Annotated in this window: 24 protein-coding genes and 1 pseudogene; 7 read left to right on the plus strand and 18 right to left on the minus strand. The window is 70.6% G+C overall.

What is annotated here, in order from left to right; translation table 11 throughout:
- Positions 1–9 precede the first annotated feature (9 nt).
- Positions 10–375, minus strand: coding sequence for a DUF4440 domain-containing protein (locus OG306_RS14415; RefSeq protein ID WP_266746579.1), 366 nt, complete (start codon positions 373–375; stop codon positions 10–12).
- Positions 376–520: 145 nt separating this feature from the next.
- Between OG306_RS14415 and OG306_RS14420 the strand changes: the two are divergent.
- Positions 521–655 (plus strand): annotated as a pseudogene (locus OG306_RS14420) (phospholipase D-like domain-containing protein); the annotation flags it as partial.
- A 138-nt stretch (positions 656–793) separates the two neighbouring features.
- Here OG306_RS14420 and OG306_RS14425 read toward each other — a convergent pair.
- Positions 794–1,951, minus strand: a complete 1,158-nt coding sequence (locus OG306_RS14425) for an acyl-CoA dehydrogenase (protein WP_266907697.1) — start codon at positions 1,949–1,951, stop codon at positions 794–796.
- A gap of 198 nt (positions 1,952–2,149) precedes the next feature.
- Here OG306_RS14425 and OG306_RS14430 point away from each other — a divergent pair, with 198 nt between their 5' ends.
- Positions 2,150–3,493, plus strand: coding sequence for a UDP-glucose dehydrogenase family protein (locus OG306_RS14430; RefSeq protein WP_266746580.1), 1,344 nt, complete (start codon positions 2,150–2,152; stop codon positions 3,491–3,493).
- Positions 3,494–3,515: 22 nt separating this feature from the next.
- Here the strand turns inward: OG306_RS14430 and OG306_RS14435 are convergent, their stop codons facing one another.
- On the minus strand, positions 3,516–4,028 hold the full coding sequence (locus OG306_RS14435) for a CGNR zinc finger domain-containing protein (protein ID WP_266746581.1): 513 nt from the start codon (positions 4,026–4,028) through the stop codon (positions 3,516–3,518).
- Between the two features lie 93 nt (positions 4,029–4,121).
- Between OG306_RS14435 and OG306_RS14440 the strand changes: the two genes are divergently transcribed.
- Positions 4,122–4,484 carry a VOC family protein gene (locus tag OG306_RS14440; protein WP_266746582.1) on the plus strand — a complete coding sequence of 121 codons (363 nt, stop codon included), beginning with the start codon at positions 4,122–4,124 and terminating at the stop codon, positions 4,482–4,484.
- A gap of 51 nt (positions 4,485–4,535) precedes the next feature.
- Here OG306_RS14440 and OG306_RS14445 read toward each other — a convergent pair whose 3' ends face one another.
- From OG306_RS14445 to OG306_RS14455, 3 genes are read right to left on the minus strand one after another with little or no spacing between them, the layout of a single operon-like run.
- On the minus strand, positions 4,536–5,738 hold the full coding sequence (locus OG306_RS14445; RefSeq protein WP_266746583.1) for a dipeptidase: 1,203 nt from the start codon (positions 5,736–5,738) through the stop codon (positions 4,536–4,538).
- Between the two features lie 6 nt (positions 5,739–5,744).
- Positions 5,745–6,284: a 5-(carboxyamino)imidazole ribonucleotide mutase gene (gene purE / locus OG306_RS14450; protein WP_266746584.1), complete on the minus strand. Its 540-nt coding sequence runs from the start codon at positions 6,282–6,284 to the stop codon at positions 5,745–5,747.
- The gene (locus OG306_RS14455; RefSeq protein WP_371665358.1) at positions 6,281–7,432 is read right to left on the minus strand and encodes a 5-(carboxyamino)imidazole ribonucleotide synthase; all 1,152 of its coding nucleotides are present in this window, start codon (positions 7,430–7,432) and stop codon (positions 6,281–6,283) included. The genes purE and OG306_RS14455 overlap by 4 nt, the downstream gene beginning before the upstream one ends.
- 174 nt (positions 7,433–7,606) lie before the next feature.
- On the opposite strand from OG306_RS14455, the gene OG306_RS14460 reads away from it, so the two are divergent.
- Complete coding sequence (locus OG306_RS14460) at positions 7,607–8,131, plus strand: GtrA family protein (RefSeq protein WP_266746586.1); 525 nt, start codon at positions 7,607–7,609, stop codon at positions 8,129–8,131.
- 49 nt (positions 8,132–8,180) lie between these two features.
- Here OG306_RS14460 and OG306_RS14465 read toward each other — a convergent pair whose 3' ends face one another.
- Together OG306_RS14465 and OG306_RS14470 are read right to left on the minus strand one after the other, a co-directional pair.
- The gene (locus OG306_RS14465; RefSeq protein WP_266746587.1) at positions 8,181–9,446 is read right to left on the minus strand and encodes an ATP-binding protein; all 1,266 of its coding nucleotides are present in this window, start codon (positions 9,444–9,446) and stop codon (positions 8,181–8,183) included.
- Positions 9,447–9,461: 15 nt separating this feature from the next.
- Positions 9,462–10,139 (minus strand): response regulator transcription factor, encoded by a 678-nt coding sequence (locus tag OG306_RS14470; RefSeq protein WP_266746588.1) that lies wholly within the window; start codon positions 10,137–10,139, stop codon positions 9,462–9,464.
- Between the two features lie 489 nt (positions 10,140–10,628).
- Here OG306_RS14470 and OG306_RS14475 point away from each other — a divergent pair, with 489 nt between their 5' ends.
- On the plus strand, positions 10,629–12,119 hold the full coding sequence (locus OG306_RS14475; protein ID WP_266746589.1) for an oligopeptide:H+ symporter: 1,491 nt from the start codon (positions 10,629–10,631) through the stop codon (positions 12,117–12,119).
- A 196-nt stretch (positions 12,120–12,315) separates the two neighbouring features.
- Here OG306_RS14475 and OG306_RS14480 read toward each other — a convergent pair whose 3' ends face one another.
- The 6 genes from OG306_RS14480 to OG306_RS14505 all read right to left on the minus strand — a co-directional run bounded on the left by OG306_RS14480 (position 12,316) and on the right by OG306_RS14505 (position 17,892).
- Positions 12,316–13,599 (minus strand): hypothetical protein, encoded by a 1,284-nt coding sequence (locus tag OG306_RS14480; protein WP_371666239.1) that lies wholly within the window; start codon positions 13,597–13,599, stop codon positions 12,316–12,318.
- 38 nt (positions 13,600–13,637) lie between these two features.
- On the minus strand, positions 13,638–14,777 hold the full coding sequence (locus OG306_RS14485; RefSeq protein ID WP_371665359.1) for a hypothetical protein: 1,140 nt from the start codon (positions 14,775–14,777) through the stop codon (positions 13,638–13,640).
- The gene (locus OG306_RS14490) at positions 14,774–15,775 is read right to left on the minus strand and encodes a hypothetical protein (protein ID WP_327259159.1); all 1,002 of its coding nucleotides are present in this window, start codon (positions 15,773–15,775) and stop codon (positions 14,774–14,776) included. The genes OG306_RS14485 and OG306_RS14490 overlap by 4 nt, the downstream gene beginning before the upstream one ends.
- Positions 15,776–15,864: 89 nt before the next feature.
- On the minus strand, positions 15,865–16,533 hold the full coding sequence (locus OG306_RS14495; RefSeq protein WP_266746591.1) for a peptidase: 669 nt from the start codon (positions 16,531–16,533) through the stop codon (positions 15,865–15,867).
- 270 nt (positions 16,534–16,803) lie between these two features.
- Positions 16,804–17,319 (minus strand): ATP-binding protein, encoded by a 516-nt coding sequence (locus OG306_RS14500; RefSeq protein ID WP_266746592.1) that lies wholly within the window; start codon positions 17,317–17,319, stop codon positions 16,804–16,806.
- 204 nt (positions 17,320–17,523) lie between these two features.
- Entirely contained in the window at positions 17,524–17,892 is a 369-nt protein-coding gene (locus OG306_RS14505) for an STAS domain-containing protein (RefSeq protein WP_266746593.1), read from the minus strand.
- A 303-nt stretch (positions 17,893–18,195) separates the two neighbouring features.
- On the opposite strand from OG306_RS14505, the gene OG306_RS14510 reads away from it, so the two are divergent.
- Together OG306_RS14510 and OG306_RS14515 are read left to right on the plus strand one after the other, a co-directional pair.
- Entirely contained in the window at positions 18,196–19,209 is a 1,014-nt protein-coding gene (locus OG306_RS14510) for an RNA polymerase sigma factor SigF (RefSeq protein ID WP_266746594.1), read from the plus strand.
- Between the two features lie 326 nt (positions 19,210–19,535).
- Positions 19,536–20,141 (plus strand): hypothetical protein, encoded by a 606-nt coding sequence (locus tag OG306_RS14515; RefSeq protein ID WP_266746595.1) that lies wholly within the window; start codon positions 19,536–19,538, stop codon positions 20,139–20,141.
- 88 nt (positions 20,142–20,229) lie between these two features.
- Here the strand turns inward: OG306_RS14515 and hutI are convergent, their stop codons facing one another.
- The 4 genes from hutI to hutU form a co-directional block, all read right to left on the minus strand.
- Positions 20,230–21,402, minus strand: a complete 1,173-nt coding sequence (hutI, locus tag OG306_RS14520; protein WP_266746596.1) for an imidazolonepropionase — start codon at positions 21,400–21,402, stop codon at positions 20,230–20,232.
- 143 nt (positions 21,403–21,545) lie between these two features.
- The gene (locus OG306_RS14525; RefSeq protein ID WP_266746597.1) at positions 21,546–22,931 is read right to left on the minus strand and encodes a formimidoylglutamate deiminase; all 1,386 of its coding nucleotides are present in this window, start codon (positions 22,929–22,931) and stop codon (positions 21,546–21,548) included.
- Entirely contained in the window at positions 22,922–24,136 is a 1,215-nt protein-coding gene (locus tag OG306_RS14530) for an allantoate amidohydrolase (protein ID WP_266752203.1), read from the minus strand. Before OG306_RS14530 ends, OG306_RS14525 begins: the two co-directional genes overlap by 10 nt.
- Before the next feature lie 74 nt (positions 24,137–24,210).
- Entirely contained in the window at positions 24,211–25,869 is a 1,659-nt protein-coding gene (gene hutU, locus OG306_RS14535; RefSeq protein ID WP_266746598.1) for a urocanate hydratase, read from the minus strand.
- Positions 25,870–26,015: the final 146 nt, after the last annotated feature.

Consider the following 26,015-nt stretch of genomic DNA (forward strand, 5'->3'; position numbering starts at 1 on the left):
ACTGATCGCTCAGCTCGTCAAAGTGCCCTGGTGAAAGTACATGCGCCAGCCCACTTCCGTCAGACGCCACACGGAGCTCCGCCATGCTCGGCGCCCACTGTGGTCGGCGAAGTACGTCAGATGAACGATGCCGGGAGCGAGTACGGCCCCCGACATCTCGGTGACCTTGACCGGAGCTTCGGGGACCACCGAACCGTCACTCGTCACCGCGAGGATCGACGTCGCGTCCCAGCGCCGCCCCGACGCTCCGATCTCGAGGAACTCTGGGTCCAGGAGCTCCGAGACCAGGGCCGGCGAAGCACGCACGTCAGGGTCGAGAAGCCGCATCTCTGCCTCAATGGCCGCTTGAACGGCCCGCTCATTCTCGTCTGCCATGCACGAACCCTACGGACGTTCCTCGTCACGTCACAGCGAATAGTTCATGCAACGCAAGCAGCGACACCGGCGATGACGTCGTCCCAGGGCACGGGTCAAAGACGGGTGGAGGGGAACGAAGCCACCCTCGGCCGCCCGCAGCAGCCTGCACGCCAAGGTGATAGCCGCCGATCGGCACATCGCATTGCTGGGCAGCGCCAACCTCACCGGCCGCGCCCTCACCGACAACATGGAGATCGGCGTCATCCTGCGCGACACGAGGGCAGTCGGCCGGCTGGTCGACCACCTGCACTGGCTCACGGGCCCGGAAGCCCGCTGTCTGCGGCCCGGCCGACCCGTCTCGCGCGGTTTCCTGCTGCATACACGCGTCCGGCCCCCGATGTGCCATCGGGGGCCGGACGCCAAGGCAATAACCGTCCTACGGCAGGTTCCGCGCCATCACGATGCGCTGGACCTGATTCGTGCCTTCATAAATCTGCGTGATCTTCGCGTCGCGCATCATCCGCTCCACCGGGTAGTCCCGCGTGTAGCCGTAGCCGCCGAGCAGCTGGACCGCGTCCGTGGTGATCTCCATCGCGACGTCGGAGGCGAAGCACTTGGCCGCGGCGCCGAAGAAGGTGAGGTCGCCGTCGAGGCGCTCGGACTTGGCGGCGGCCGAGTAGGTGAGCTGGCGGGCCGCCTCCAGCTTCATGGCCATGTCGGCGAGCATGAACTGGACACCCTGGAAGTCGCCGATCGGCTTGCCGAACTGCTTGCGCTCCTGGACGTAGCCCTTGGCGTAGTCGAGGGCTCCCTGGGCGATGCCGAGGGCCTGGGCCGCGATGGTGATGCGGGTGTGGTCCAGGGTCTTCATCGCGGTGGCGAAGCCGGTACCCTCCTCGCCGATGATGCGGTCGGCGGGGATGCGGACGTTGTCGAAGTAGACCTCGCGGGTCGGGGAGCCCTTGATGCCGAGCTTCTTCTCCGGGGCGCCGAAGGAGACGCCCTCGTCCGACTTCTCGACGACGAAGGCCGAGATGCCCTTGGAGCGCTTGGTCGGGTCGGTGACGGCCATGACCGTGTAGTACTCGGAGACGCCCGCGTTGGTGATCCAGCGCTTCACGCCGTTGAGCACCCAGAAGTCGCCGTCGCGCACGGCCCTGGTCTTCATGCCGGCCGCATCGGAACCCGCGTCGGGCTCGGAGAGGCAGTACGAGAACATGCCGTCGCCCTTGGCGAGCGGGCCCAGGTACTTCTTCTTCAGGTCCTCGGAGCCGGACAGGATCACCGGGAGCGAGCCGAGCTTGTTCACGGCCGGGATGAGGGAGGAGGACGCGCAGACGCGGGCCACCTCCTCGATCACGATGACCGTGGCGAGAGCGTCGGCGCCCGCGCCGCCGTACTCCTCCGGAACGTGCACCGCGTGCAGGTCCGCGGCGGTCAGGGCGTCCAGCGCCTCCTGCGGGAAGCGCGCCTCCTCGTCGACCGCTGCCGCGTGCGGGGCGATCTTCGCCTCGGCCAGCGCACGCACCGTCTCCCGGAGCATCTCGTGCTCCTCGGCCGGACGGTACAGGTCGAAATCGGTCGAACCCGCCAAGACGCTCACTCCCCAAGATGCTAACTACCGTTAAGTAACCCAATTTTAGGGCCCGGTTCTCGAAATGGCCTATGCCATGCGCGCGTGAGCTTGGCGACAGGGGTGGGAGAAGGTGCTCAGGCAGCCGGAAACCGGGCCTTCGGGGGCACGACTATGCTCGTTCACCGCACGTCTGTCCGCATCTCTCAGGAGCACTACATGGCCCTCAGGATCACTGTGATCGGCACCGGCTACCTCGGCGCCACCCACGCCGCGGCCATGGCGGAACTGGGCTTCGAAGTGCTCGGCCTCGATGTCGTGCCCGAGAAGATCGAGATGCTGAGCAGTGGCAGGGTCCCGATGTACGAGCCGGGCCTGGAGGAGCTGCTGCGCAAGCACGTCGAGGGCATCGAGGGGTCCACGGGACGGCTGCGGTTCACCACCTCCCCGGAAGAGGTGGCGGCCTTCGGCGACGTCCACTTCGTCTGCGTGAACACTCCGCAGAAGCACGGTGAGTACGCCTGTGACATGAGTTACGTCGATGCCGCCTTCGAGTCGCTGGCGCCGCATCTGACCCGGCCCGCCCTGGTCGTCGGGAAGTCGACCGTGCCGGTCGGTTCGGCGGCCCGGCTCGCGGCGCGGCTGACGGAGCTGGCACCGGCGGGCGCGGACGCGGAGCTGGCCTGGAACCCGGAGTTCCTGCGCGAGGGCTTCGCCGTCAAGGACACCCTGCACCCGGACCGGATCGTCGTCGGGGTGGCGAGCGAGCGGGCCGAGAAGCTGCTGCGCGAGGTGTACGCGGTGCCGGTCGCCGAGGGGTCGCCGTTCGTGGTGACGGACTTCCCGACCGCCGAGCTGGTGAAGACCGCGGCCAACTCCTTCCTGGCCACGAAGATCTCGTTCATCAACGCCATGGCGGAGGTCTGCGAGGCCGCCGACGGCGATGTGAAGAAGCTGGCCGAGGCGATCGGGCACGACGAGCGGATCGGGTCCAAGTTCCTGCGGGCCGGCATCGGCTTCGGCGGCGGCTGTCTGCCCAAGGACATCCGGGCCTTCATGGCGCGCGCCGGTGAGCTGGGCGCGGACCAGGCCCTGACCTTCCTCCGCGAGGTCGACTCCATCAACATGCGGCGCCGCGGCCACATGGTGGAGCTGGCCCGGGAGGCGGTGGGCGGCGATTCGTTCCTCGGCAAGCGGGTGGCGGTCCTGGGCGCCACGTTCAAGCCGGACTCGGACGACGTACGGGACTCGCCCGCGCTGAACGTGGCCGGGCAGATACATCTGCAGGGCGGCCAGGTCACCGTCTTCGACCCGAAGGGCATGGCCAACGCCCGACGGCTCTTCCCCACGCTCGGTTACGCCGATTCGGCGCTGGACGCGGTGCGCGGCGCGGACGTGGTGCTGCACCTGACGGAGTGGCGGGAGTTCCGCGAGCTGGACCCGGCGGCGCTCGGCGAGGTCGCTTCCCGCCGGATCATCCTGGACGGCCGCAACGCGCTCGACAGCGAGCTGTGGCGCGGGGCCGGCTGGACGTACCGGGCCATGGGACGGCCGAAGGCCTGACAGCACCCCGCCGTTCGCACCTTCAGCCGCGCTTCGCGCGGTAGGTGCGCATCTTGGCGCGGGCCCCGCACACCGACATGGAGCACCAGCGGCGGCGCCCCGCCGGGCTGCGGTCGTAGTACGCCCATTGGCAGTCCTCGGCCTCGCACGCCTTGAGCCGGGCCCAGGTTCCGTCGGCCGCCGCCGCGGCGATGGCCACCGCGACGCGGGCGGTCAGCCCGGCCGGTTCGGCGACGGGCCGCAGTGCGGCGACGCCCGCCGCGTCCACGGTGACGCGCAGGGGCGCTCCGGCGAGGAGCCGGTCGAGCGGGGGCGCCGCGGGACCGTCCGGCGGGCGGTGGCCGGCGTGCGCGAGGCAGGCGGTACGGAGCGCCTCGCGCAGGACCCGGGCCTGAGGGACGTCCGGCTCGGCGAGGCCGAAGACGGCGCACCCGTCCGCCGTGTCGAGGGTGTCCGCGCCGGTCTCGATGTCCAGCGTGTTGACCAGGGCCTCGATCAGGGCGAGTCCACCGGGCGCGGATTCCTTCCCATTCATGGTTGCGACGTTACCTCCAGTGGGGGAGTATGCAGTAACGGTTACCTGCTGAAGCCGCGTAGGGGTAACCATCCGTCCGGAGGAGGAATTGTCATGGCTGTCGCCACCCTGGGTGCCGTCGTTCTGGACTGCCCCGACCCGGCCGCACTCGCCGGTTTCTACGCCGGGCTGCTCGGCGGAGAGATCGTGCCAGGAGGGGAGGACTGGTTGGAGCTGACCGGGGTCGCGGGCACGCTCCTCGCGTTCCAGGCCGCGCCCGGTTTCGTACCGCCGCGGTGGCCGAGTGCGGACGGATCGCAGCAGGTCCATCTGGATCTGACCGTGCCGGATCTGGACGCGGCGGAGAAGGAGGTGCTCGCGCTGGGTGCGACCGTGCTGGACGCGGACGACCGGGAGCGGACGTTCCGGGTGTACGCGGATCCCGCCGGGCACCCGTTCTGCCTGTGTGCGTGTTAAAAGACGTGTGGGGCACCCCTGGGGGCGCCCCACACACGCGACAGCTCCGGCTCAGCCGGCCAGAGTGTCCAGTCGCCCGATCGTGGCGTGCGACGGGGCCCGGCGGGTGCTCAGCTCGCGTGCGACGTCCTCGGCGTCGCGCAGCACCCGTACCGCGTTCCGCCAGGTGAGCTTGGCGAGGTCGGCGCCGGACCAGCCGCGGCCGAGGAGCTCCGCGATCAGGTTCGGGTAGCCCGCGACGTCCCTGAGGCCCTCCGGGAGGAAGGCGGTGCCGTCGTAGTCGCCGCCGATGCCGATGTGGTCGATCCCGGCGACCTCGCGCATGTGGTCGAGGTGGTCGGCGATCGTCGCCACGGTGGCCATCGGGCGCGGGTTGGCCGCCTCGAAGGCGGCGTGGATCTTCATGGCCTGCGGGGTGGTGTCGAGGTGGTGCAGGCCGTGGGCGCGCATGTTCTCGTCCGCGGCCTGCGTCCAGGCGACGGCCGCCGGGAGGACGAACTTCGGTACGAAGGTCGCCATGGCGATGCCGCCGTTGGCCGGGAGCCGGCCGAGGACGTCGTCGGGGATGTTGCGCGGGTGGTCGCAGATCGCGCGCGACGAGGAGTGCGAGAAGATCACCGGCGCCGTGGAGGTGTCGAGCGCGTCGCGCATCGTGGTGGCTGCCACGTGGGAGAGGTCGACCAGCATGCCGGTGCGGTTCATCTCCCGTACGACCTCGTGGCCGAAGGGCGACAGGCCGCCGACGCCCGGCTCGTCCGTCGCCGAGTCGGCCCACGCGATGTTGTCGTTGTGGGTGAGCGTCATGTAGCGGACGCCGAGGGTGTGCAGGGCGCGCAGGGTGCCCAGCGAGTTGTTGATGGAGTGGCCGCCCTCGGCGCCCATCAGGGAGGCGATACGGCCCTCCGCGCGCGCCGCCTCCATGTCGTCGGCGGTCAGGGCGCGCCGCAGGTCGGCGGGGTAGCGGCCGATCAGCTCGGCGACCACGTCGATCTGTTCGAGGGTGGCGCTGACGGCCTCGGCGCCCGCCATGTCGGACGGTACGTAGACCGACCAGAACTGGGCGCCGACACCGCCCGCGCGCAGCCGCGGGATGTCGGTGTGCAGGTGGGCGGACTGGTCGGTGGCGATGTCGCGGGCGTCCAGGTCGTAGCCGGCCTGGACGCGCAGCGCCCACGGCAGGTCGTTGTGACCGTCGACGACGGGGTATTCGGCGAGGAGCTCCGCGGCCCGCTCCAGCTGCTCCGCCTTGTCCATCGGGGCCTACTTCCCGAAGCCGAAGGAGTCGGCGCCCTCGACCTTGGCGCGCAGTCGCTTGCCCTTCTCCGTCGCCTGGTCGTTCAGCTCCTGCAGGAACTCCTGCATCCGGGCCAGCAGCTCGCTGTCGTGCGTCGCGAGGATGCGGGCGGCGAGCAGGCCCGCGTTGCGTGCGCCGCCGACCGAGACGGTCGCGACGGGGACACCGGCGGGCATCTGCACGATGGAGAGCAGGCTGTCCATGCCGTCCAGGTACTTCAGCGGGACCGGCACGCCGATGACCGGCAGCGGGGTGACGGAGGCGAGCATGCCGGGCAGATGGGCGGCGCCGCCCGCGCCCGCGACGATCGCCTTGAGACCACGGTCCGCCGCCTGCTCGCCGTACGCGATCATCTCGCGCGGCATGCGGTGGGCGGAGACGACGTCGACCTCGTAGGGGATCTCGAACTCGTCGAGGACCTTGGCCGCCGCTTCCATGACGGGCCAGTCGGAGTCCGAGCCCATGACGATGCCGACGAGGGGCGCGGCGGTGGCGGGGGAAGTCATTCGGTGATCGTTCCTCGCAGGTAGTCGGCCGCGTGCCGGGCGCGCTCACGCACATCCGCCAGGTCGTCGCCGTAGGTGTTGACGTGTCCGACCTTGCGGCCCGGCTTCACGTCCTTGCCGTACATGTGGATCTTGAGCTGCGGGTCGCGGGCCATGCAGTGCAGGTACGCCTGATACATGTCCGGGTAGTCGCCGCCGAGGACGTTGGACATGACCGTCCAGGTGGCGCGCGGGCGCGGGTCGCCGAGCGGCAGGTCGAGCACGGCCCGGACGTGGTTGGCGAACTGCGAGGTGATCGCGCCGTCCTGGGTCCAGTGCCCGGAGTTGTGCGGGCGCATGGCCAGCTCATTGATCAGGATGCCGGGCTCCCCGTCGGGTCCACGGGTCTCGAAGAGTTCGACGGCGAGGTGGCCGACGACGCCGAGTTCGGCGGCGATGCGCAGGGCGAGCTGCTGGGCCTCGCCCGCGAGTCGCTCGTCCAGCTCCGGGGCCGGGGCGATCACCGTGTCGCATACGCCGTCGACCTGGATCGACTCGACGACCGGGTAGGCGACGGCCTGGCCGTGCGGCGAGCGGACGATGTCGGCCGCCAGCTCCCGTACGAAGTCGACCTTCTCCTCGGCGAGGACCGGGACACCGGCCCGGAAGGGGTCGGCCGCGTCCGCCTCGGAGCGGACCACCCACACGCCCTTGCCGTCGTAGCCGCCGCGGACCGTCTTGAGGACGACGGGGAAGCCCCCGCCCTCCGCCGCGAAGGCCGCGACGTCCGCCGGGTCCCGCACGATGCGGTGGCGGGGGCAGGGCGCGCCGATCTCGGTGAGCTTCGCGCGCATCACCCCCTTGTCCTGGGCGTGCACCAGCGCGTCGGGTCCCGGGCGCACGGGTATGCCGTCCGCCTCCAGGGCCCGCAGGTGTTCGGTCGGTACGTGCTCGTGATCGAAGGTGATCACGTCACAGCCGCGCGCGAAGGCGCGCAGGGTGTCCAGGTCGCGATAGTCGCCGATGACGACTTCGTTCACCACCTGGGCCGCCGAGTCCTGGGGGGTGTCACTGAGGAGCTTGAACTTGATGCCGAGGGGGATGCCCGCCTCGTGGGTCATACGGGCGAGCTGACCGCCGCCGACCATGCCGACTACCGGGAACGTCACTCCTCCAGGGTATCGGGCGCCCCGGCGGTCGCCCGACGACGCCCTCCAGGACACCCCCGCGGGGCGGCCACGTCACAGCATCGCCACACCTGTCGACCGGCTCACAGGCACGCCCCGGACGGGCTGGATAGCATGACGGGTCCATGTAACCGACAGACAGGCTGAGCGATCACCATGAGCGAACGCGGCGCACTGCGGACCCGGCTGGATCTGCTGGCCCGGGAGGTCGCCAAGTTCGGCGCGGTCGGCGCACTCGGCCTGGTCGTCAATATCGCCGTGTCCAACCTCCTGTGGCGCACCACGGACCTCCAGGTGGTGCGGGCGGGTCTGCTGGCCACGCTCGTCGCCATCCTCTTCAACTACGTCGGCTTCCGCTACTGGACGTACCGGGACCGTGACAAGTCCGGGCGGACCCGGGAGCTGACGCTGTTCCTGCTGTTCAGCGCGGCGGGTGCGGTCATCGAGACCGGTGTGCTGTACGCGGCGACGTACGGGTTCGGGTGGAACAGCCCGGTCCAGAGCAATGTCTTCAAGATCCTCGGGATCGGCATCGCGACGCTGTTCCGCTTCTGGTCCTACCGGACCTGGGTGTTCAAGGCGCTGCCCGCGAAGGAGACCGTGCTGAGCGCGGAGGGGTTCCTGAAGCAGGGGCGTACGGAGCAGGTGCCGCGGGCCGAGGCGGATTCGGTGCGCCGCTAGCGGATCCCGTACGGCGCCCGGAGCGGATCCGGTACGGCGCCACCGCCGCTCACCGCACCGGGCGTTCCGGTTCCTGTCGCCGCAGGGCCACCCGGCTGAGGAACAGGGCGAAGACCGGCGGCTGCTGCTGGAGCAGTTCGAGACGGCCGCCGTCCGCCTCCGCAAGGTCCCTGGCCACCGCGAGACCGATACCGGTGGAGTTGCGGCCGCTGATCGTCCGCTCGAAGATCCGGGCGCCGAGGTCGGGGGGCACGCCCGGGCCCTCGTCCGTGACCTCGACGACCGCCTGGTTTCCGGTGACCCGGGTGCGCAGGGCGACCGTACCGCCGCCGTGCATCAGCGAATTCTCGATCAGTGCGGCCAGCACCTGGGCGACCGCGCCGGGCGTACCGACGGCCCGCAGTCCCTGCTTTCCGGAGCGGACGATGGCGCGGCCCTCGCCCCGGTAGGCCGGGCGCCACTCCTCGATCTGCTGCTTGACGACCTCGTCGAGGTCGAAGGCGACGGCGGAGCCGGTACGCGGATCGCGGGCGTTGGTCAGCAGCCGCTCCACCACGTCGGTGAGCCGCTCGACCTGGGTGAGGGCGATGTTCGCCTCCTCCTTCACCGTGTCCGGGTCGTTGGTGACCGAGATCTCCTCGATCCGCATGGAGAGCGCGGTCAGCGGCGTCCGGAGCTGGTGCGAGGCGTCGGCGGCCAGCCGGCGCTCCGCGGTCAGCATCCGGGCGATCCGTTCGGCGGAGGAGTCCAGGACGTCGGCGACCCGGTCCAGCTCGGGCACTCCGTACCGCTTGTGGCGCGGGCGCGGGTCGCCGGAACCCAGGCGTTCGGCGGTCTCGGCCAGGTCCGTCAGCGGCGAGGTGAGCCTGTTGGCCTGGCGTACGGCCAGGAGCACGGCGGAAATGATGGCCAGCAGCGCCACCGCGCCGATGATCAGCAGGGTGCGGCCGACCTCACGGGTGACGGAGGAGCTGGACTCCTCGACGGTGACCCGCTCGCCCTGCTCCCCCTCGGCCGTGCTTCTGATCACGCTGCCGGTGGGGCGTTCGCCGATTTCGAGGGGGGTCCGTCCGGGGATCTCGACGCGTGCGTAGCGCTTGCCGGAGACCTGCTCGGACAGCAGAGCGGGGTTGATCCGCTCGTCCCCCAGGAGCCGGCTGTCGACGACGCTGATCAGCCGCAGCGCCTCGGAGTCGACGCTCTCCTTGGCGCTGTTGCTGATGGTGCGGCTCTCGACGATGACGAGGGAGACGCCGAAGACGGCGATCACCACGAGCACCACGGCGAGCGTGGAGTTGATCAGTCTGCGGCGCATGAGTGCTTCTGTACGTCAGCTCTTCTCGAAGCGGAAGCCGACGCCCCGTACGGTCGCGATGTAGCGGGGGTTGGCCGCGTCGTCGCCGAGCTTCTTGCGGAGCCAGGAGATGTGCATGTCGAGGGTCTTGGTGGAGGACCACCAGGTGGTGTCCCAGACCTCGCGCATCAACTGGTCGCGGGTGACGACCCGGCCCGCGTCGCGGACCAGGACCCGTAGCAGGTCGAACTCCTTGGCGGTGAGCTGGAGTTCCTCGTCGCCCATCCAGGCCCGGTGCGACTCGACGTCGATCCTGACGCCGTGGGTGGCGGGCTGCGGAACGGGCTCGGTGGCGCCGCGGCGCAGCAGGGCCCGGACGCGGGCGAGCAGTTCGGCCAGGCGGAAGGGTTTGGTGACGTAGTCGTCGGCGCCCGCGTCGAGGCCGACGACGGTGTCCACCTCGTCGGCGCGGGCGGTCAGCACCAGGATCGGCACGGTCTGGCCATCGGCACGGAGCCTGCGGGCGACTTCGAGGCCGTCCATCCCGGGCAGGCCCAGGTCGAGTACGACCAGGTCGACTCCGCCCTGAAGGCCGGCGTCGAGAGCGGTCGGACCGTCTTCGCGGACCTCGACCTCGTAACCCTCCCGACGCAGGGCGCGGGCCAGCGGCTCCGAGATGGATGCGTCGTCCTCTGCGAGCAGTACACGGGTCATGGAGTGATGGTAGTCCGCGCGGGGCGGCTGAAGTGGATTGATCCAAAAGCCCTGCGGCTTCGCAGGGAAAACGGAGAGACACCTTCGAATATGGGAGTTTGGTTCCACGCTTACCTGTGATCCATGTCTCAAGTCCTTCCATATCCGGCACTGTCATGTCGTATGGTTGCTCGACGCCTGTTGCACTACTCAAGGACCCTTGGGCAGCTTTTAGCGCCGAGGGTCTCTTTTGTTCTGCCGGCTGGTTCCCACCAGTCGTGAATCAAGTGAATGACCTGTGGCCGGGCTCGGAGCGTGAGATGCGCACCGGGCGTGGATCCCGATGCGGTCACTTCCCGTCTCCTCGGCCGGCTCCTGAATGAGCCCGGCGGTCGGGACGAATCCCCTGTCAGGCGTGGGGGTGGGACGTGGCCGTGCCGGTGCCGGCCTCCCCCCACCGGGCGCGTCACGCTCACAAGGCGTCGCGTCCCGAGCGAGCAAGGATCGACCATGGCGTCCAGCCTGACGAAGGACCCGGCCAGTACTTCTGGATCCGAGAAGACCTTCTTCGGCCACCCCCGCGGCCTGGCCACTCTCTTCATGACCGAGATGTGGGAGCGCTTCAGTTACTACGGCATGAGGGCCCTGCTCCCCCTCTACTTGATCGCGCCCAACGGGCTTCACATGAACCCGGCCACGGCCACGGCGATCTACTCGGTCTACGTGTCGCTGGTCTACCTGCTCGCCATGCCCGGCGGCTGGTTCGGCGACCGTGTCTGGGGTCCCCGCAAGACCGTCGCCGTCGCCGGTACGGTCATCATGATCGGCCACCTGACGCTGGCACTGCCCTCACAGGGCACCTTCTTCGCCGGTCTCGGACTGGTGGCCATCGGCTCCGGTCTGCTGAAGTCCAACATCTCGACGATGGTCGGCCACCTCTACGACGGCCCGGACGACCCGCGCCGCGACGGTGGCTTCACGGTCTTCTACATGGGCATCAACATGGGTGCCTTCGCGGCGCCGCTGGTCATCGGTACTGTCGGTGAGAGCGTCAACTGGCACCTGGGCTTCGCGCTCGCCGCGGTCGGCATGGGGCTGGGCCTCGCCCAGTTCCTGATGGGCACCCGCCACCTGAACGAGCGCAGCCTCGTCGTCCCGAAGCCGCTGTCCGCCGCCGAGCGGGCGAGCACGCTGCGCAAGGGCCTGATCTGGCTGGCCGTCGCGGCCGTCTTCTACATCGTCACGGTCACCACCGGCGTCTACACGCTCAACTGGCTCCTGGTCCCCATCACCATCGCGGGCCTGGTCATTCCGGTCGTCGTCCTGACGCGCATCAAGCGCGACAAGGAGCTCAGCGCCACCGAGCAGTCGAAGATGTCCGGCTACATCTGGTTCTTCGTCGCCGCCGCCGTCTTCTGGATGATCTACGACCAGGGCGGTTCCACGGTCGCGATCTTCGCCGACTCCTCGGCCGACAACAGTGTCTTCGGCTGGAACTTCCCGGTCTCCTGGTACCAGTCGGTCAACCCGGTCCTGATCATGGCGCTGGCCCCGCTCTTCGCCGCTTTCTGGCTGGCGCTGAACCGCCGCGGCAAGGAGCCCAGCACGATCGTGAAGTTCAGCTCCGGCCTGGTGCTGGTCGGTGCGTCGTTCTTCCTCTTCCTGATGCCGCTGACGATCGCGACCGACGGCCACAAGGCCGCCGCGATGTGGGTGGTCGCGATCTACTTCGTCCAGACGATCGCCGAGCTGACGCTCTCCCCGGTGGGGCTCTCCGTCACCACGAAGATGGCTCCGGCCAAGTACGCCAGCCAGATGATGGGTGTCTGGTTCCTGGCCGTCACTGCCGGTGACTGCATCACGGGTCTGCTCTCCACCGCGGGTGTGGAGCTCAACGGCACCGGCGTGGTCACACTTGAGGCCATCCTCGCCGTTGCCGCAGGTATCGCGGTCTTCATGTACCGCGGCAAGGTCAAGAAGCTCATGGGCAGCGTGCGCTGACGCACCCGCCCCGGCTGCGCGAAGGGCCGCCGCACACCGAGTCCTTGGTGTGCGGCGGCCCTTCGCGTACGTCGAGCCGTTCACGTACGTCCGGCCGTTCGTGTGCGTCCGGCCCTTCGCGTACATCCGGCCCTTCCCGTGCGCCCGGCCCTTCGCATGCGCCCGGCCCTTCGCATGCGCCCGTACGGCGCTCAGCTCACCTGGTGCCGCGCAGCCTGCGCCACGGGGTGAAGGTGAACACGGCGCCGCCCAGCAGGATCGCCGTGCCCGCGACCAGGCCGAGTGCGTGCAGGGTGCCGGTGCCCTCGGCCCCGGTCGCGGCCAGTCCGCCGCCGGAGTCCGTGCCGCCGGCGGAGGAGCCGGCGGTGCCCGTGGAGCCCGAGGTCGTGGAGCCGGAGGCGCCGCCCTGCTGGGCGGTGGTGTCGAGTTCCAGCGACGGGGTCACCGAGCCCTTGACCTTGCACGGGATGTTGATCTTCGAGGCGCCCAGGGTGACATCGATCGTCAGGGTGCCGGGGCTCAGCGTGGACTTCCCGGACGCGCCCGGCTTGTAGGTGCCGGTCATGTCGGAGAGGTCGACGGGCTTGCCCTGCTCCAGCGGTTCGGCGTTGGCGGGTCCGGTGACCTTCACCGAACCCTTGTCGGCGCCTGCGATGACGACGTCCATGGACGGCTTGAGCGCACCGGCGGGCAGCGCGGCCGGGCTGTCCATCACGCCCTTGGCCGTCTTGACCGTGAGCGCGTAACTCCCACCGCTCTTCTTGGCGTTGATCGTCACCTTGGAGGATATGTCGGCCGGTCCCGGGGACGTACAGGTGAAGTGGACGGCGACCTCCTTCCCGGGGAAGTCGGTCCGGCCGCCGCCGGAGCCGGAGGTCGTGCCGCCCGCGGTCGTGGATCCGGAGGTGGTGGAGCCGGAGGTCGTACCCCCGGCCGTGGAGCCGGAGGTCGTACCGCCCCCGGTCGTGGCTCCGCCGCCGTCCGTGACCTTGATGGTCGCGCCGGTCTTCACCGTCTCCTTCGGGCTGCACTTGGTGTCCGTGGAGATCGGCTTGGAGACGTTGATGTTGTACGCGTCCGGCGTCAGCGTGATCTCACCGGCCTTCTCCAGCTTCAGCGTGCCCTTCATGTCGGGCAGCACCATGGCGCTGTTCTTCGGGATCGGCGGGTTCTGCCGCGGCCCTTCCATCTGCAGGGTGCCCGTGGCCGCGCCGCCCACCTTGATGGTGCCGGTCGGCTTGACCGTGTCCTTGTCCAGATCGAGCATGTCGGGGTTCTTGGAAGCGGCCTCGACCGTCTTCCACACCACCTCGACGGTGTCCCCGACCTTGGCCTCGGCGGGCGCGGTCAACTGCACCACGGTGGTGCCCTCCACGGGCGGCAGTCCGGAGACGGCCGGGGGTATGCACTCCGTCTTGTACGAGGTGTCGGCGGCCTGGGCCGGACTCGTGGCCAGCAGCAGGCCTGCACCGCCGAGCATCATCGCGACTCCCGCCGCGACCGTCCTCCGTTGCGTACTCACGAATGTCCCTTCGTCGTCGGTCTGTTCTCTGACGGTGCGGAATCCGGTGTGAACCACGGCAGGGCGGCCGTGGTGCTGGGCGGGGGCGCGGCCGCGGGGCTCCCGGCGGGCCCCGGTGCGCGGCGCAGTTTCGGGAGCCGGGCCGTCGCCCCGGCCGGCTGCGGGTGGCGGTCGCGCCTGGTGCGGGCCGGGGTGCGCGAGGTGCGGGGCCGTACCCGGTCGACGATCGCCATGCCGATCCGGAACACGGCGGCCGGCACGACGACGCACAGCAGGATCCAGAAGAGGGTGACGCCCCAGGGGCGGCCGACCCCCCACGGCTGCTCGGCCAGCACCTTGCTGCCGTACTTCAGCGAGACCTGGTAGTCGCCGTGGGCGCCCGCACCCAGTTCGACCGGCAGCTTGATCTGCGCCTTGCGGCCGGACTCGACGGTGCCGCGCCACTGCCGTTCCTCCCACTGCGGTGCGAGGACGCCGTGCGCGGTGCCGACCTGGAAGACCGGGTCCTTGACGGGAGCGGACCCCAGGTTTCCCACGGTGAAGACCAGTTGCCGGGAGGGCGGGGCGCCGAACCAGGTGAGGATTGTGCTGTCGCCCTCCAGCCGGGTGGTGGCCAGCACCGCGAGCCTGCCGCCCCCGGTCTCCTTCGGCAGCGCGGCGACCGGGTGGCCGGCGACGACGAACACGGCGTCGGCGGTGGCCTGTTCCCCGGTGACGGTGGCGACATGCACCACGCAGGGGCAGGGTGCGGGCGGCTCGGCGACCGGCATCTTCTTGCCGAAGTCGCCCTTGGCGCCCGTCGTGACGGCACGGCCCTCGGCGTTGGCGCAGGAGTTGGTGCCGCCGATCACCCCGCGGTCCGGGGTGGACTGTCCGCAGATCAGCATCATCAGGAGCGTGTTGGGGCGCCAGCCGCTGCCCTTGACGGTGATCTCGCTGCCCTTGCCCGCCTGCTGCTTGGAGAGGGTGACCACGGGCTTGGCGTCCGCGGCTGCCGCCCCCGCCGCGTCGGCGCCGGTCGCCAAGAGCATCAGCAGGGCGGGCAGCAGTGCACCGAGCAACGCGGCGAGCAGCGACGCGGCGGCCCGCCGGTGGCTGCCGCCGCGGAGTGTTGCCGGTCCGGCCTGTCCAGTCACGATTCCGCTCCCGCCTTCACCACGTACCTGCTCTCGGAATGCTGTTGACCTGTCGGGGACCGTCCGGGCGGGCTGCTGTCGCCGCCGTCCGGTGTTCGGAAGCGTGCGCGCCGGCGCCGGCAGACGTACGCGATGACGGCGGCCAGGAGCAGCAGCGCGCCGCCGGTCACCGCACCCCACGGGACGAAGACCGCGCGGGCCGTCGCCTCGCCGTGCGCGCCGCCGGCCGCCGTGACGCGCAGCCGTACGGTCACCGAGTCGAGCGCCGGGGCGTCCCGCCATGGTTCGCCGAGCCTGACGCGCTGTCCGGGCAGCAGCTCCACCGGCAGTGCGCGGGCCTCGCGCCGCAGCAGCCGCCGCCCGAACGCCCCGTCGGCGCCGACGGTGATCCGCGGGGCCAGGACCGTGTTGCCGCGGTTGACCAGCGTGTAGTGGATGGTCCGCCCGGACACGGTGACGTCCTCCACGGTGAGCGCGCCCAACGTCGGCCCGCCGACGCGTAGCTGGATGTGCACACCGACCGAGCGGTCGCCGCTCCGCACGACGATGGCGCCGGGGTGGTCGCCGGGTGTCGCGCCCGTCGGCACCGTGAGGGAGAACGGCACCTCGGCGCGGGTCCGGGCCGGCACGGTCACCTCTGCGGCGGCGGTCCGCAGCCAGGCTCCGGTCCCGGTGGAGCCCTTGCCCTCGCGTACCGCGAAGCCGCCGTCCGCCGCGTTGTACGCGTCCGCCCCGCGCAGCCGTACGGTGACCGGGGCCGTACCGGGGTTGGTGACGGAGAGCCGGTCCTGGAGGACGGTTCCGGGCGGGCCCTCCAGATAGAAGTACGGTCTGCCGCCGCCCGTACCGGAACCGCTCACCGCAGGCTGCGCCGTCCACGACGCGGTACTCGCGGGCGTCGGCGTCCGGGCCTCGGCACCGGCCACCGGGGTCAGGACGAAGGTGAACAGCAGTACGACAAGGGCGAGTCGGGCGGCGTGACCGGGCGGCGACGGCATGGGCGGCTCCCTGGAGCGTGACGGCGGCCGGCTCGTGGACTGGGGGCGCCTTCCGGATCCGGCCGGTCCGGAAGACGCGCCCTGACGCCCTACCGGCCCACGGCCCCCTGCCCGCGCCTGGTCAGCCAGAGCACCCCGGCCGCACCGGCCAGCAGCACCGTGCCGCCGAGCGTGCCGAGCGCCACCGCCGAGTCGAGCGGGCCGGTCTTCGGCAACTGCCCGCCGCCGTCCGGGGTGCTCTGCGCGTTGCCCGCGGCCGTCACGTCGAGCTGGAGCGACGGACCCGGGTTGTTGGAGGGGGTGCAGGTCGTGGTCGTACCGAGTGCCTTGATGGTGAGCACACCGGCGGTGAAGTCGACCTTGCCGCTCTTCTTCGGGGTGTACGTACCCGACAGGTCACTGATCTTGATGGGGGTGTTGGCGGGTATGGCCGCGGAGTTCGGCGCACCGGAGACCTGGACCTGGCCCTGGTCGGCGCCTCCCACCTCGATGACCGCGCTGGGGCTCATCGCGCCCTTGCCGAGTTCGACGGGGCTGGACGAGACGCCCTTCTGGAAGGACATCGTGAGCTTGTAGCCGCTGCCGCTCTTGACGCTCTTGATGTCGATGGGAGACACGGCGCCCTTGTCACCGATCGGTGTCTTGCACTGGTAGTTGACGTCCACGACCGTGGCGTGGGCGGCGGGCGCGGCCATCAGCACCACCGCGCCCGCCAGCGCGGACGCCAGCGCGAGAGCTGTTCGCTTCTGGTAGGACACCTTGAGTTCCCCTCACCACTTAACTGACGACACATCAGATCGGGCGCTCAAGGTACGCCCGAGGCCTTGTGGAGGGAAGACAAAGAGCGCGCCGATCCGGCGCGCTCTTCAGTGGTGCACAGTACGGGGCCGTACACCCCGGGACCGGACGCGGAACCGCTGCCGAACCGGGACGGGGGCTCGCGAAGCCCGAACGCGGAACGGTGCGAAGCCCGGACGCGGGACTCCGTGCAGCCCGAACACCGAACGGCACGAAGCCCGGACGCGGGACTACGCCGGGGCCGCCAGCTCCGCCCAGACGGTCTTGCCGGCCAGGCCCGTCACCCGCAGGACCCCCCAGTCCAGGCAGAGCCGCTGCACGATAAACATGCCGTGCCCGCCGGGCCGGCCGGCCCGGTGCGGGGTGCGCGGCGCGGGCTGCCCCGCGCCCGAGTCGATGACTTCCACCCGCAGCACCTTCGCCGTGCAGGCGATACGCAGCTCCTCGGGGCCCTCCGCGTGCAGACAGGCGTTGGTGACCAGCTCGGAGACGACCAGCAGGACGTCCTCGGCGGCGGCCCGTCCGTCGGCGCTCGTCGCGGGGAGCCAACCCCAGTCGTGAAGCGCCTGACGGGCGAAGTCACGGGCCGTCGGCACGATGCCGGCGACCCCCCGCAGCGACAACGTGCGCCACTGCCGCTCGACCGGGTCGGGGGAGGCCGCACCGGCGCCCGCGTCCGCGCCCGTGCCGGCGCCCTCCGGCTCGCGGCCGAGGTCGCCCGGCGGATGCTGCCGGGTGGTGCTCATCAGCGCTTCACCTCACCGATTCACCATGTCGCCATTGAACAGTTACAAGTACAGGTACACGTACAGATATGGAGTGCGCGGCTCTTTCACGGTTCCGCCCGGTGTCTTCTGCCCGGCCGAATCGCGACAACACCCACTTCGTCTACGCGGCTCGCGTGACACGGGCAACACATGAGGCCCCCGGAGTCGCGAAACGCGCCTCGATCAGGTATTCAGAGCCGCTTCGAGGGAGTCGTGGACGGTGAAGACCGCCTCGGCCCCGGTGATCTCGAAGACCCGCGCCACCACCGGCAGCATTCCGGCCAAATGGACCCCTCCCCCGGCCGCCTCCGCCCTGAGGCGGGCACCGAGCAGCACATTCAGCCCGGTGGAATCACAGAACTCGAGTCGCGAGCAGTCGACCACCAGGCGTACTCGCCCTTGCTCGACGGCGCTCTCCAGAGGTTCTCGCAGCAGATCCGCCGTGTGGTGATCCAGCTCACCCACCGGCGTCACGACCTCGCTGCGCCCCTCGGTTCGGGCCTCGACATGAAGCCGACCCCGGTTCGCACTGCCGACCGTCCCGCGGTCCATGCCCATCCCTCTTCGTCGTCACTGCTTGCATCACTGCCTGCGTCACTGCCTGCATATCCGCGTGCGCAGATTCGTCGTAGCCGTCGCTGACGTTCTTGAAACAGTACGCGTTCCGTTCGCCACGTGGTAGCCGAAGACCTCAACAAACGGGACATACAGCAACATTTGGCGCTTGTAACTGCCTGTCCGGACCGGGTATGGGTAGGGGGACACCCAAAACACGGCCGGCTTCGGAGGCGCCGCTTTACCGCAGGAACACGTATGGGCATCGGCAGCCATATGCCGAGAACGATGGAGGAGACCATGTCACCCCGGCTCGACGAACCGCGTACCCACGACGCGACGTCAGTATGTCCTCAGGGACCGACCCCCTCGGACTCCCCTGCCGCGAACGCCGGAAACGGCACGCGCACCAGCGACACCAGTGCTGGCACCACGACCAGCACCACCCCCACCAGCACGATCAGCAGCACCGCCGTCGGCACGGTCGACGGCCACGGCGTCACCGACGGTCTCGAAGGACTGCCCGAGATCCCGCCCTACGACGAAGTGGGCGCCCTGGACGCCAGGGCTCTGTCGAAAACGCTTTTCGAGCGGCTCGAATCCCTCGAAGAGGGCACCCACGAGTACGCGTACGTACGCAATACCCTCGTCGAACTGAACCTGGCCCTGGTCAAGTTCGCCGCTTCCCGGTTCCGCTCCCGCAGCGAGCCGATGGAGGACATCATCCAGGTCGGCACCATCGGCCTGATCAAGGCGATCGACCGCTTCGAGCTCAGCCGGGGCGTGGAGTTCCCGACGTTCGCCATGCCGACCATCGTCGGCGAGATCAAGCGCTTCTTCCGCGACACCAGTTGGTCCGTGCGCGTCCCGCGCCGACTGCAGGAGTTGCGGCTCGACCTGGCCAAGGCGGGCGACGAGCTCGCCCAGCAGCTGGATCGTTCACCCACTGTGGGCGAGCTCGCCGACCGCCTCGGCATCACCAACGACGAGGTCGTCGAGGGCATGGCCGCGAGCAACGCGTACACCGCGAGTTCGCTGGACGCCAAGCCCGAGGAGAACGACCACGAGGGCGCGCTGGCGGACCGGATCGGCTACGAGGACCACGGACTCGAAGGCATCGAGTACGTCGAGTCCCTGAAGCCGCTGATCGCCTCACTGCCGGGCCGGGACCGCACGATCCTCTCGCTCCGGTTCGTCGCCAACATGACGCAGTCGGAGATCGGTGAGGAACTGGGCATCTCGCAGATGCACGTGTCCCGGCTGCTCTCCCGCACGCTGGTCAGACTCCGCAGGGGACTGACCCTGGAGGAGTGAACGGGCGTACCGTACGCCGGACTTGCGGAAGGGCCCCGCCCCCACGGCTGATGCCGGGGCGGGCCCTTCCGCATGCCCGGCAAAGCCGGGCACGCACCCCCACTCCGACACCGCCACCGCCACCGCCACCGCCACCGCCACCGGCACGGTCGTGACCACCCTCAACGCACCCGCGGCGGGGGCGAACGGCGAAGGAAGCCGGCGCCTTCTTCGACGCCCGCTGGGTCAAGGACGCCAACGGCAAGGACGCGCCCACCGCCTACGAGGTCGTCGGCAACAAGATCGTCCAGGAAGTCGAGTTCTCCTCGGCCAGCGCCTTCCCCATCGTGATCGACCCCGGGTTCTGGTCGACCACGTGGAAGATCACCAAGTGCGCGGCAGCCATCGCCGGCGTCATCGCCACCGTGACGCCGGTAGGCTCCTCGGCACGTGTGCTGACCGCCATCCGGCTGGTGAAGCGGATCGGCGTCAAGAAGACGGCGAACCTCATCCGCACCTGCACCAAGCGCCGGAAGATGACCTCGGCACACCGCAAGGCCATCGCAGCGCTCCTCGGCATCTCCGCCGTCCAGAATGCCTGCAAGTTCCAGGAGTCGTGCACAATGTTCGCGCTGATAGCGCTGCTGGCGCAGCTCGCGCTCATCTTCGTCCACCGGTCGAGGAACAAACTCCGCTCCAGGCCCAGCCCGCGCGCGCTCTACACCTGCCTGTGCCTGGTGGGCATCGCGGTCGGCCGGCTGGCCATCGGCCGCCCGGAGATCACCTGGAGCGACGGCCCTCTCGTCCTCCTCAGCGGTCTGCTGATCACGGTCGAAGCGGCAGACGCGGCAGTCAAGCTCGGCGCGCCCCGCTGGGCGGACAAGGCGCTCTGCCTTCTGTGCGGAGCCGCGGCGGCGACGTGGATGGCGCCGGGGTGGATCCCCTGGACCTAGAACCGCGTCGGGCCGTGTTCGCCCTGTTGTGACATGACGCGCCGCCCGGCACCGTGCCGGGCGGCGCGTTCGCGTCGTGCTGTGCGGGTCAGACGACGCGTTCGCCGCGCTGCCAGACCGCGTGGACCAGCGGCACGCCCGGCCGGTAGGCCAGGTGGACGTGGCTGGGCGCGTCCAGGAGCACCAGATCGGCGCGGGCGCCGGGGGTGATGCGGCCGATGTCCGTACGGCGCAGGGCCGCGGCGCCGCCCGCGGTGGCGGACCAGAGGGCCTCGTCCGGGGTCATGCCCATGTCGCGTACGGCGAGCGCGATGCAGAAGGGCATGGAGGACGTGAACGACGAGCCCGGGTTGCAGTCGGTGGAGAGCGCGACGGTGGCGCCCGCGTCGAGGATGCGGCGGGCATCGGGCCAGGTGGCGCGGGTGGAGAATTCGGCGCCGGGGAGCAGGGTGGCGACGGTGGTGCCCTGGGCCAGGGCGTCGATGTCGGCGTCGGTGAGATGGGTGCAGTGGTCGGCGGAGGCGGCGCCGAGTTCCACGGCGAGCTGGACGCCGGGGCCGTGGCCGAGCTGGTTGGCGTGGACGCGGGGGTGCAGGCCCTTCGCGATGCCCGCGGTCAGGATCGCGCGGGCCTGGTCGCCGTCGAAGGCGCCCCTCTCGCAGAAGACGTCGATCCAACGGGCGTACGGGGCACAGGCGTCGAGCATCGGCCCGGTGACCAGGTCGACGTAGCCGGCCGGGTCGTCGGCGTAGTCCGGGGAGACGATGTGGGCGCCGAGGTAGGTGACCTCTTCGGTGTGCTGGGCGGCGATGCGCAGGGCGCGGGCCTCGTCCTCGACGGTGAGGCCGTAGCCGGACTTGGTCTCGAAGGTGGTGGTGCCCTGGCGCAGGCCCTCGGCGAGGTATCGGGCGACGTTGGCGGAGAGTTCGTCGTCGGTGGCGGCGCGGGTGGCGGCGACCGTGGTCCTGATGCCGCCAGCACTGTAGGCGCGGCCGGACATCCGGGCGTTGAACTCCTCGGTGCGGTCGCCCGCGAACAGGAGGTGGGAGTGGGAGTCGACGAAGCCGGGGATCGCCGCCCGGCCGCCCGCGTCGACGGCGTTGTCAGTGGCGGGTGCTTTGCTTGACTCACCGGTCCAGACGACCCGGTCGCCCTCGATGACGACGGCCGCGTCCCGGATCAGGCCCAGGGGGGAATCCGCGCACAGGGAGGGGTCGTTGGTGACCAGGGCGGCAATGTTGGTGATGGCGGTCGTCGTCATCGGGAGACTGCTCTCCTTGTGTATCGGCTTGCGGGGCGGCGGTCTGCCGGTGGGCCGTCTTCGGAGCGGCGGTCCGTCGGCGGGACTGCGGGGCGACGCGTGCAGGGGTCCGGGGACCGGCCGCCTCCGGGGCGGCGGGGTGGTCAGTGGTGGAGTGCGGCGATGGCCGAGGCGAGCGCTGCGGGGACGTCCCCGACGAGGGTGTGCTGCCCGTCGCGGACGATGTGCCGGCCTGCTACGACCGTGTGCCGCACATCGGCTGCGGAGGCGGCGAATACGGCTGTTTCGGCAGCGAGCCGGGGCACCGGTCCCGCTGTTCTGACGGAGTCCAGGGCGACGGTCGCCAGATCGGCGGGCGCGCCGGGTTCGAGGATGCCCGCCTCGGGCCGGCCGAGCGCGGCGTGTCCGTCGACCGTCGCGGCGCGCAGCAGGGCGGCCGCTGTCCAGTGACCGCGCGCCCGGGTGCGCAGGCGCTCGTTGAGCTCCATCGCCCGGGCCTCCTCGAAGAGGTCGATCACGGCGTGGCTGTCACTGCCGAGGGAGAGCGGCGAGCCGGCGCGCTGGAGGGCTGGGGCGGGGCCGATTCCGTCGGCGAGGTCGCGTTCCGTGGTGGGGCACATGCAGGTGCCGGTCGCCGAGGAGCCGAGGAGCGTGATGTCCTCGCCGGTGAGGTGGGTGTTGTGGATGCCGGTGGTGCGCGGGCCGAGGACCCCGTGGTCGGCGAGGAGCCGGGTGGGGGTGCGGCCGTGGGCGGCGAGGCAGGCGTCGTTCTCCGCGGTCTGTTCGGAGAGGTGGACATGGAGCGGTGCCTGCCGTTCCTCGGCCCACGCGGCCACGGTGGCGAGCTGCGTGGCGGGGACGGCGCGCACGGAGTGGATGGCCGCGCCGATCAGGGCGTGGTCGCTGCCCTTGAGGAGGGAGGCGCGTTCGGCCCAGGCGTCCGCGGTGGTGTCGGAGAAGCGCAACTGGTGCTGGTCGGGCTGCTGGTACTGGGTGGGGCGCCGGCCGAATCCGGCGGAGAGGTAGGCGGTGTCCAGCAGCGTGATCCGGATGCCGGCCTCACCCGCGGCCGCGATCAGCGCCTCGCCCATCGCGTTGGGGTTGCTGTACGGGGTGCCGCCCGGCGCGTGGTGCAGATAGTGGAATTCGCCGACCGCGGTGATCCCGGCCAGGGCCATCTCGGCATATACGGCACGGGCGAGGTCGTAGTACGAGTCGGGCGTGAGCCGGGAGGCGACCTGGTACATGGTCTCGCGCCAGGTCCAGAAGGTGCCGGAGCCGACCTGGACGGTGGAGCGCAGGGCCCGGTGGAAGGCGTGCGAGTGGGCGTTGGCGAGCCCGGGAAGGGTGAGCCCGCGCAGCACGGTGGCGCCCGGCGGCGGCGTGGCGACGCCCGTGCGGACGCCCGCGATGACCCCGCCGGACACGTCCAGGGCGACGCCCGGCTCGACATGGGTGCCGAGCCAGGCGTGGGACAACCAGTACGTCACGGTGACGGGCCGGCCCGTCGACTCCGTTGTCAGCTGCACGCGAGACCTTCCAGTACGTCGGCGAGTGCGGTCACCCCGGCCACGCAGTCGTCCTCGGCGGCGTGCTCGGCCGGCGAGTGCGAGATCCCGGTGGGGTTCCGTACGAACAGCATGGCGGTCGGGACCGAAGCGGACAAAATACCCGCGTCATGCCCGGCGCCGGTGCCGAGGACGGGGACGGGGACGGCGCGGTCGGTGTCGCCCCGGCCCATAAGGATCTTGCCGAGCTCGTCGCGCAGGGCGTGCTCGAACTCCACGACGGGAGTGAAGGACTCCCGTACGACATCGAGGTCGATCCCGGCCCGCTCGGCGTGTTCCCGGGCGGCCCGCTCGATGCCGCCGACCACGGCGTCGAGGCGGTCCTGGTCGGCGGCGCGGGAGTCGAGCCAGCCACGGACGAGGGAGGGGATGGCGTTGACCCCGTTCGGCTCGACGGCGATCTTGCCGAAGGTGGCGAGGGCGCCGGCGAGCTCCGCCTCGCGGCGGGCGGCCAGCACGGTCTCGGCGTACGTGAGCATCGGGTCGCGCCGGTCGGCCAGCCGGGTGGTGCCGGCGTGGTTGGCCTCGCCCCGGAAGTCGAACCTCCAGCGCCCGTGCGGCCAGATCGCGGAGGCGATGCCGACCGGGTCGCCGGTGAGGTCGAGGGCGCGTCCCTGCTCGACGTGGAGTTCCACGAACGCGCCGATACGGGCGAGGCGTTCGGGATCGGCGCCGATGGTGCCGGGGTCGTATCCGGCCGCCTCCATGGCCTGCGGCAGGGTGATGCCGTCGGCGTCGGTGAGCCGGTGCGCCGCCTCGGCGGTCAGCTGCCCGGCGGCGAGCCGGGAGCCCACACAGGCGAGCCCGAAGCGGGCCCCCTCCTCGTCGCCGAAGTTGCTGATGGCCAGCGGCCGGGTGAACCGCACTTCCCTGCGCCGGAGTTCATCGAAGGCGGCGAAGGAGGAGACCACACCGAGCGGCCCGTCGAAGGCTCCGCCGTCCGGTACGGAGTCGAGGTGCGATCCGGTGACGACGGCGTCCCCGGCGAGGGGGTCGCCGAGCCAGGCCCACTGATTGCCGTTCCGGTCGACCTCGTAGGTGAGACCGCGCGCCTCGGCCTGCGCCCGGAACCAGGCACGGCAGTCGGCGTCGGCCCCGGTCCAGGCGTAGCGGCGGTAGCCGCCACTGTCCTGGTGCCGGCCGATGGGCGCGAGCTCTCGCCACATGGTCTGGAACGACGGCGCGCTGCCCCCGCCCCCGGTCGCGGCCTCGGCGGCCCGGGAGCCGTTCCGTTCCCCGGTCACTGCCCCTCCGCCATCGGCACGCGGACGCCCTTGTCCGCGGCGACCGACTTCGCGATGTCGTACCCGGCGTCGACGTGCCGGATGACGCCCATGCCCGGGTCGTTGGTGAGCACCCGGCGGATCTTCTCGCCCGCCAGCTTCGTACCGTCGGCGACGGTCACCTGTCCGGCGTGGATGGAGCGCCCCATGCCGACGCCGCCGCCGTGGTGGATGGAGACCCAGGAGGCGCCGGACGCCACATTGACCATGGCGTTCAGCAGCGGCCAGTCGGCGATCGCGTCGGAGCCGTCGAGCATGGCCTCGGTCTCCCGGTACGGGGAGGCCACGGAGCCGCAGTCCAGGTGGTCGCGCCCGATGGCCAGCGGGGCGGCCAGCTCGCCGGAGGCCACCATGTCGTTGAACCGCTCGCCGGCCCGGTCGCGCTCGCCGTAACCGAGCCAGCAGATCCGGGCGGGCAGTCCCTGGAAGTGGACGCGTTCGCCGGCCATCTTGATCCAGCGGTGCAGCGACTCGTTCTCCGGGAAGAGTTCGAGCATCGCCTTGTCGGTCTTGTGGATGTCGGACGCCTCGCCGGAGAGCGCCGCCCAGCGGAACGGCCCCTTGCCCTCGCAGAAGAGCGGCCGGATGTACGCGGGCACGAACCCGGGGAAGTCGAACGCCCGGTCGTAGCCGACGAGTTGCGCCTCGCCGCGGATGGAGTTGCCGTAGTCGAAGACCTCGGCCCCGGCGTCCATGAAGCCGACCATCGCCTCGACGTGCTTGGCCATCGACTCGCGTGCGCGCTGCGTGAAGTCGGCGGGCTTCTCGGCGGCGTACGACGCCATGTCGTCGAAGTCGATACCGAGCGGAAGATACGAGAGCGGGTCGTGCGCGCTGGTCTGGTCGGTGACGATGTCGATCGGCGCACCCTCGGCGAGCATCCGCGGCAGCAGCTCCGCCGCGTTGCCCAGCAGGCCGATGGAGAGCGGCTTGCGGGCGTCCCGGGCCTCGGTGGCGAGCTGGAGCGCGTGCTCCAGGGAGTCGGCGCGCACATCCAGGTAGCGGTGCTCGATCCGGCGCTCGATGGCGCGCGGGTCGCAGTCGATACAGATCGCGACGCCGTCGTTCATCGTCACGGCGAGCGGCTGGGCGCCGCCCATGCCGCCCAGCCCGGCGGTCAGGGTGATCGTGCCGGCCAGCGTCCCGTTGAACTTCTTGGCCGCGACGGCGGCGAACGTCTCGTAGGTGCCCTGCAGGATGCCCTGCGTGCCGATGTAGATCCACGATCCGGCGGTCATCTGGCCGTACATGGTGAGCCCGAGCGCCTCCAGGCGGCGGAACTCCTCCCAGTTCGCCCAGTCGCCCACCAGGTTGGAGTTGGCGATCAGGACGCGCGGCGCCCACTCGTGCGTCTGCATGACGCCGACCGGACGGCCGGACTGGACGAGCATCGTCTCGTCCTGCTTGAGCGTCCGCAGCGTACGCACCATGGCATCGAACGAGCGCCAGTCGCGGGCCGCCTTCCCGGTGCCGCCGTAGACGACGAGCTTGTCGGGGTGTTCGGCGACCTCGGGGTCGAGGTTGTTCTGCAGCATGCGCAGGGCGGCCTCCTGCTGCCATCCCAGGGCGCTCAGTTCCGTACCGCGCGGTGCCCGTACGGGGCGGGGTCCTGACATGGCGATGCCTCCTCGCATTTTGTCAATCTTCTATTCACATCCTGATGGCCTGAATACTAGTAGTCAACAGCCCTCGCGCCGTTGTCCGGAACGAAACACCGCCCGGCCACCCCGCACGCACCGCCCGACCGCCTCGTTACGCGCCT

Source organism: Streptomyces sp. NBC_01241 (genome assembly GCF_041435435.1).
Taxonomy (GTDB): domain Bacteria; phylum Actinomycetota; class Actinomycetes; order Streptomycetales; family Streptomycetaceae; genus Streptomyces.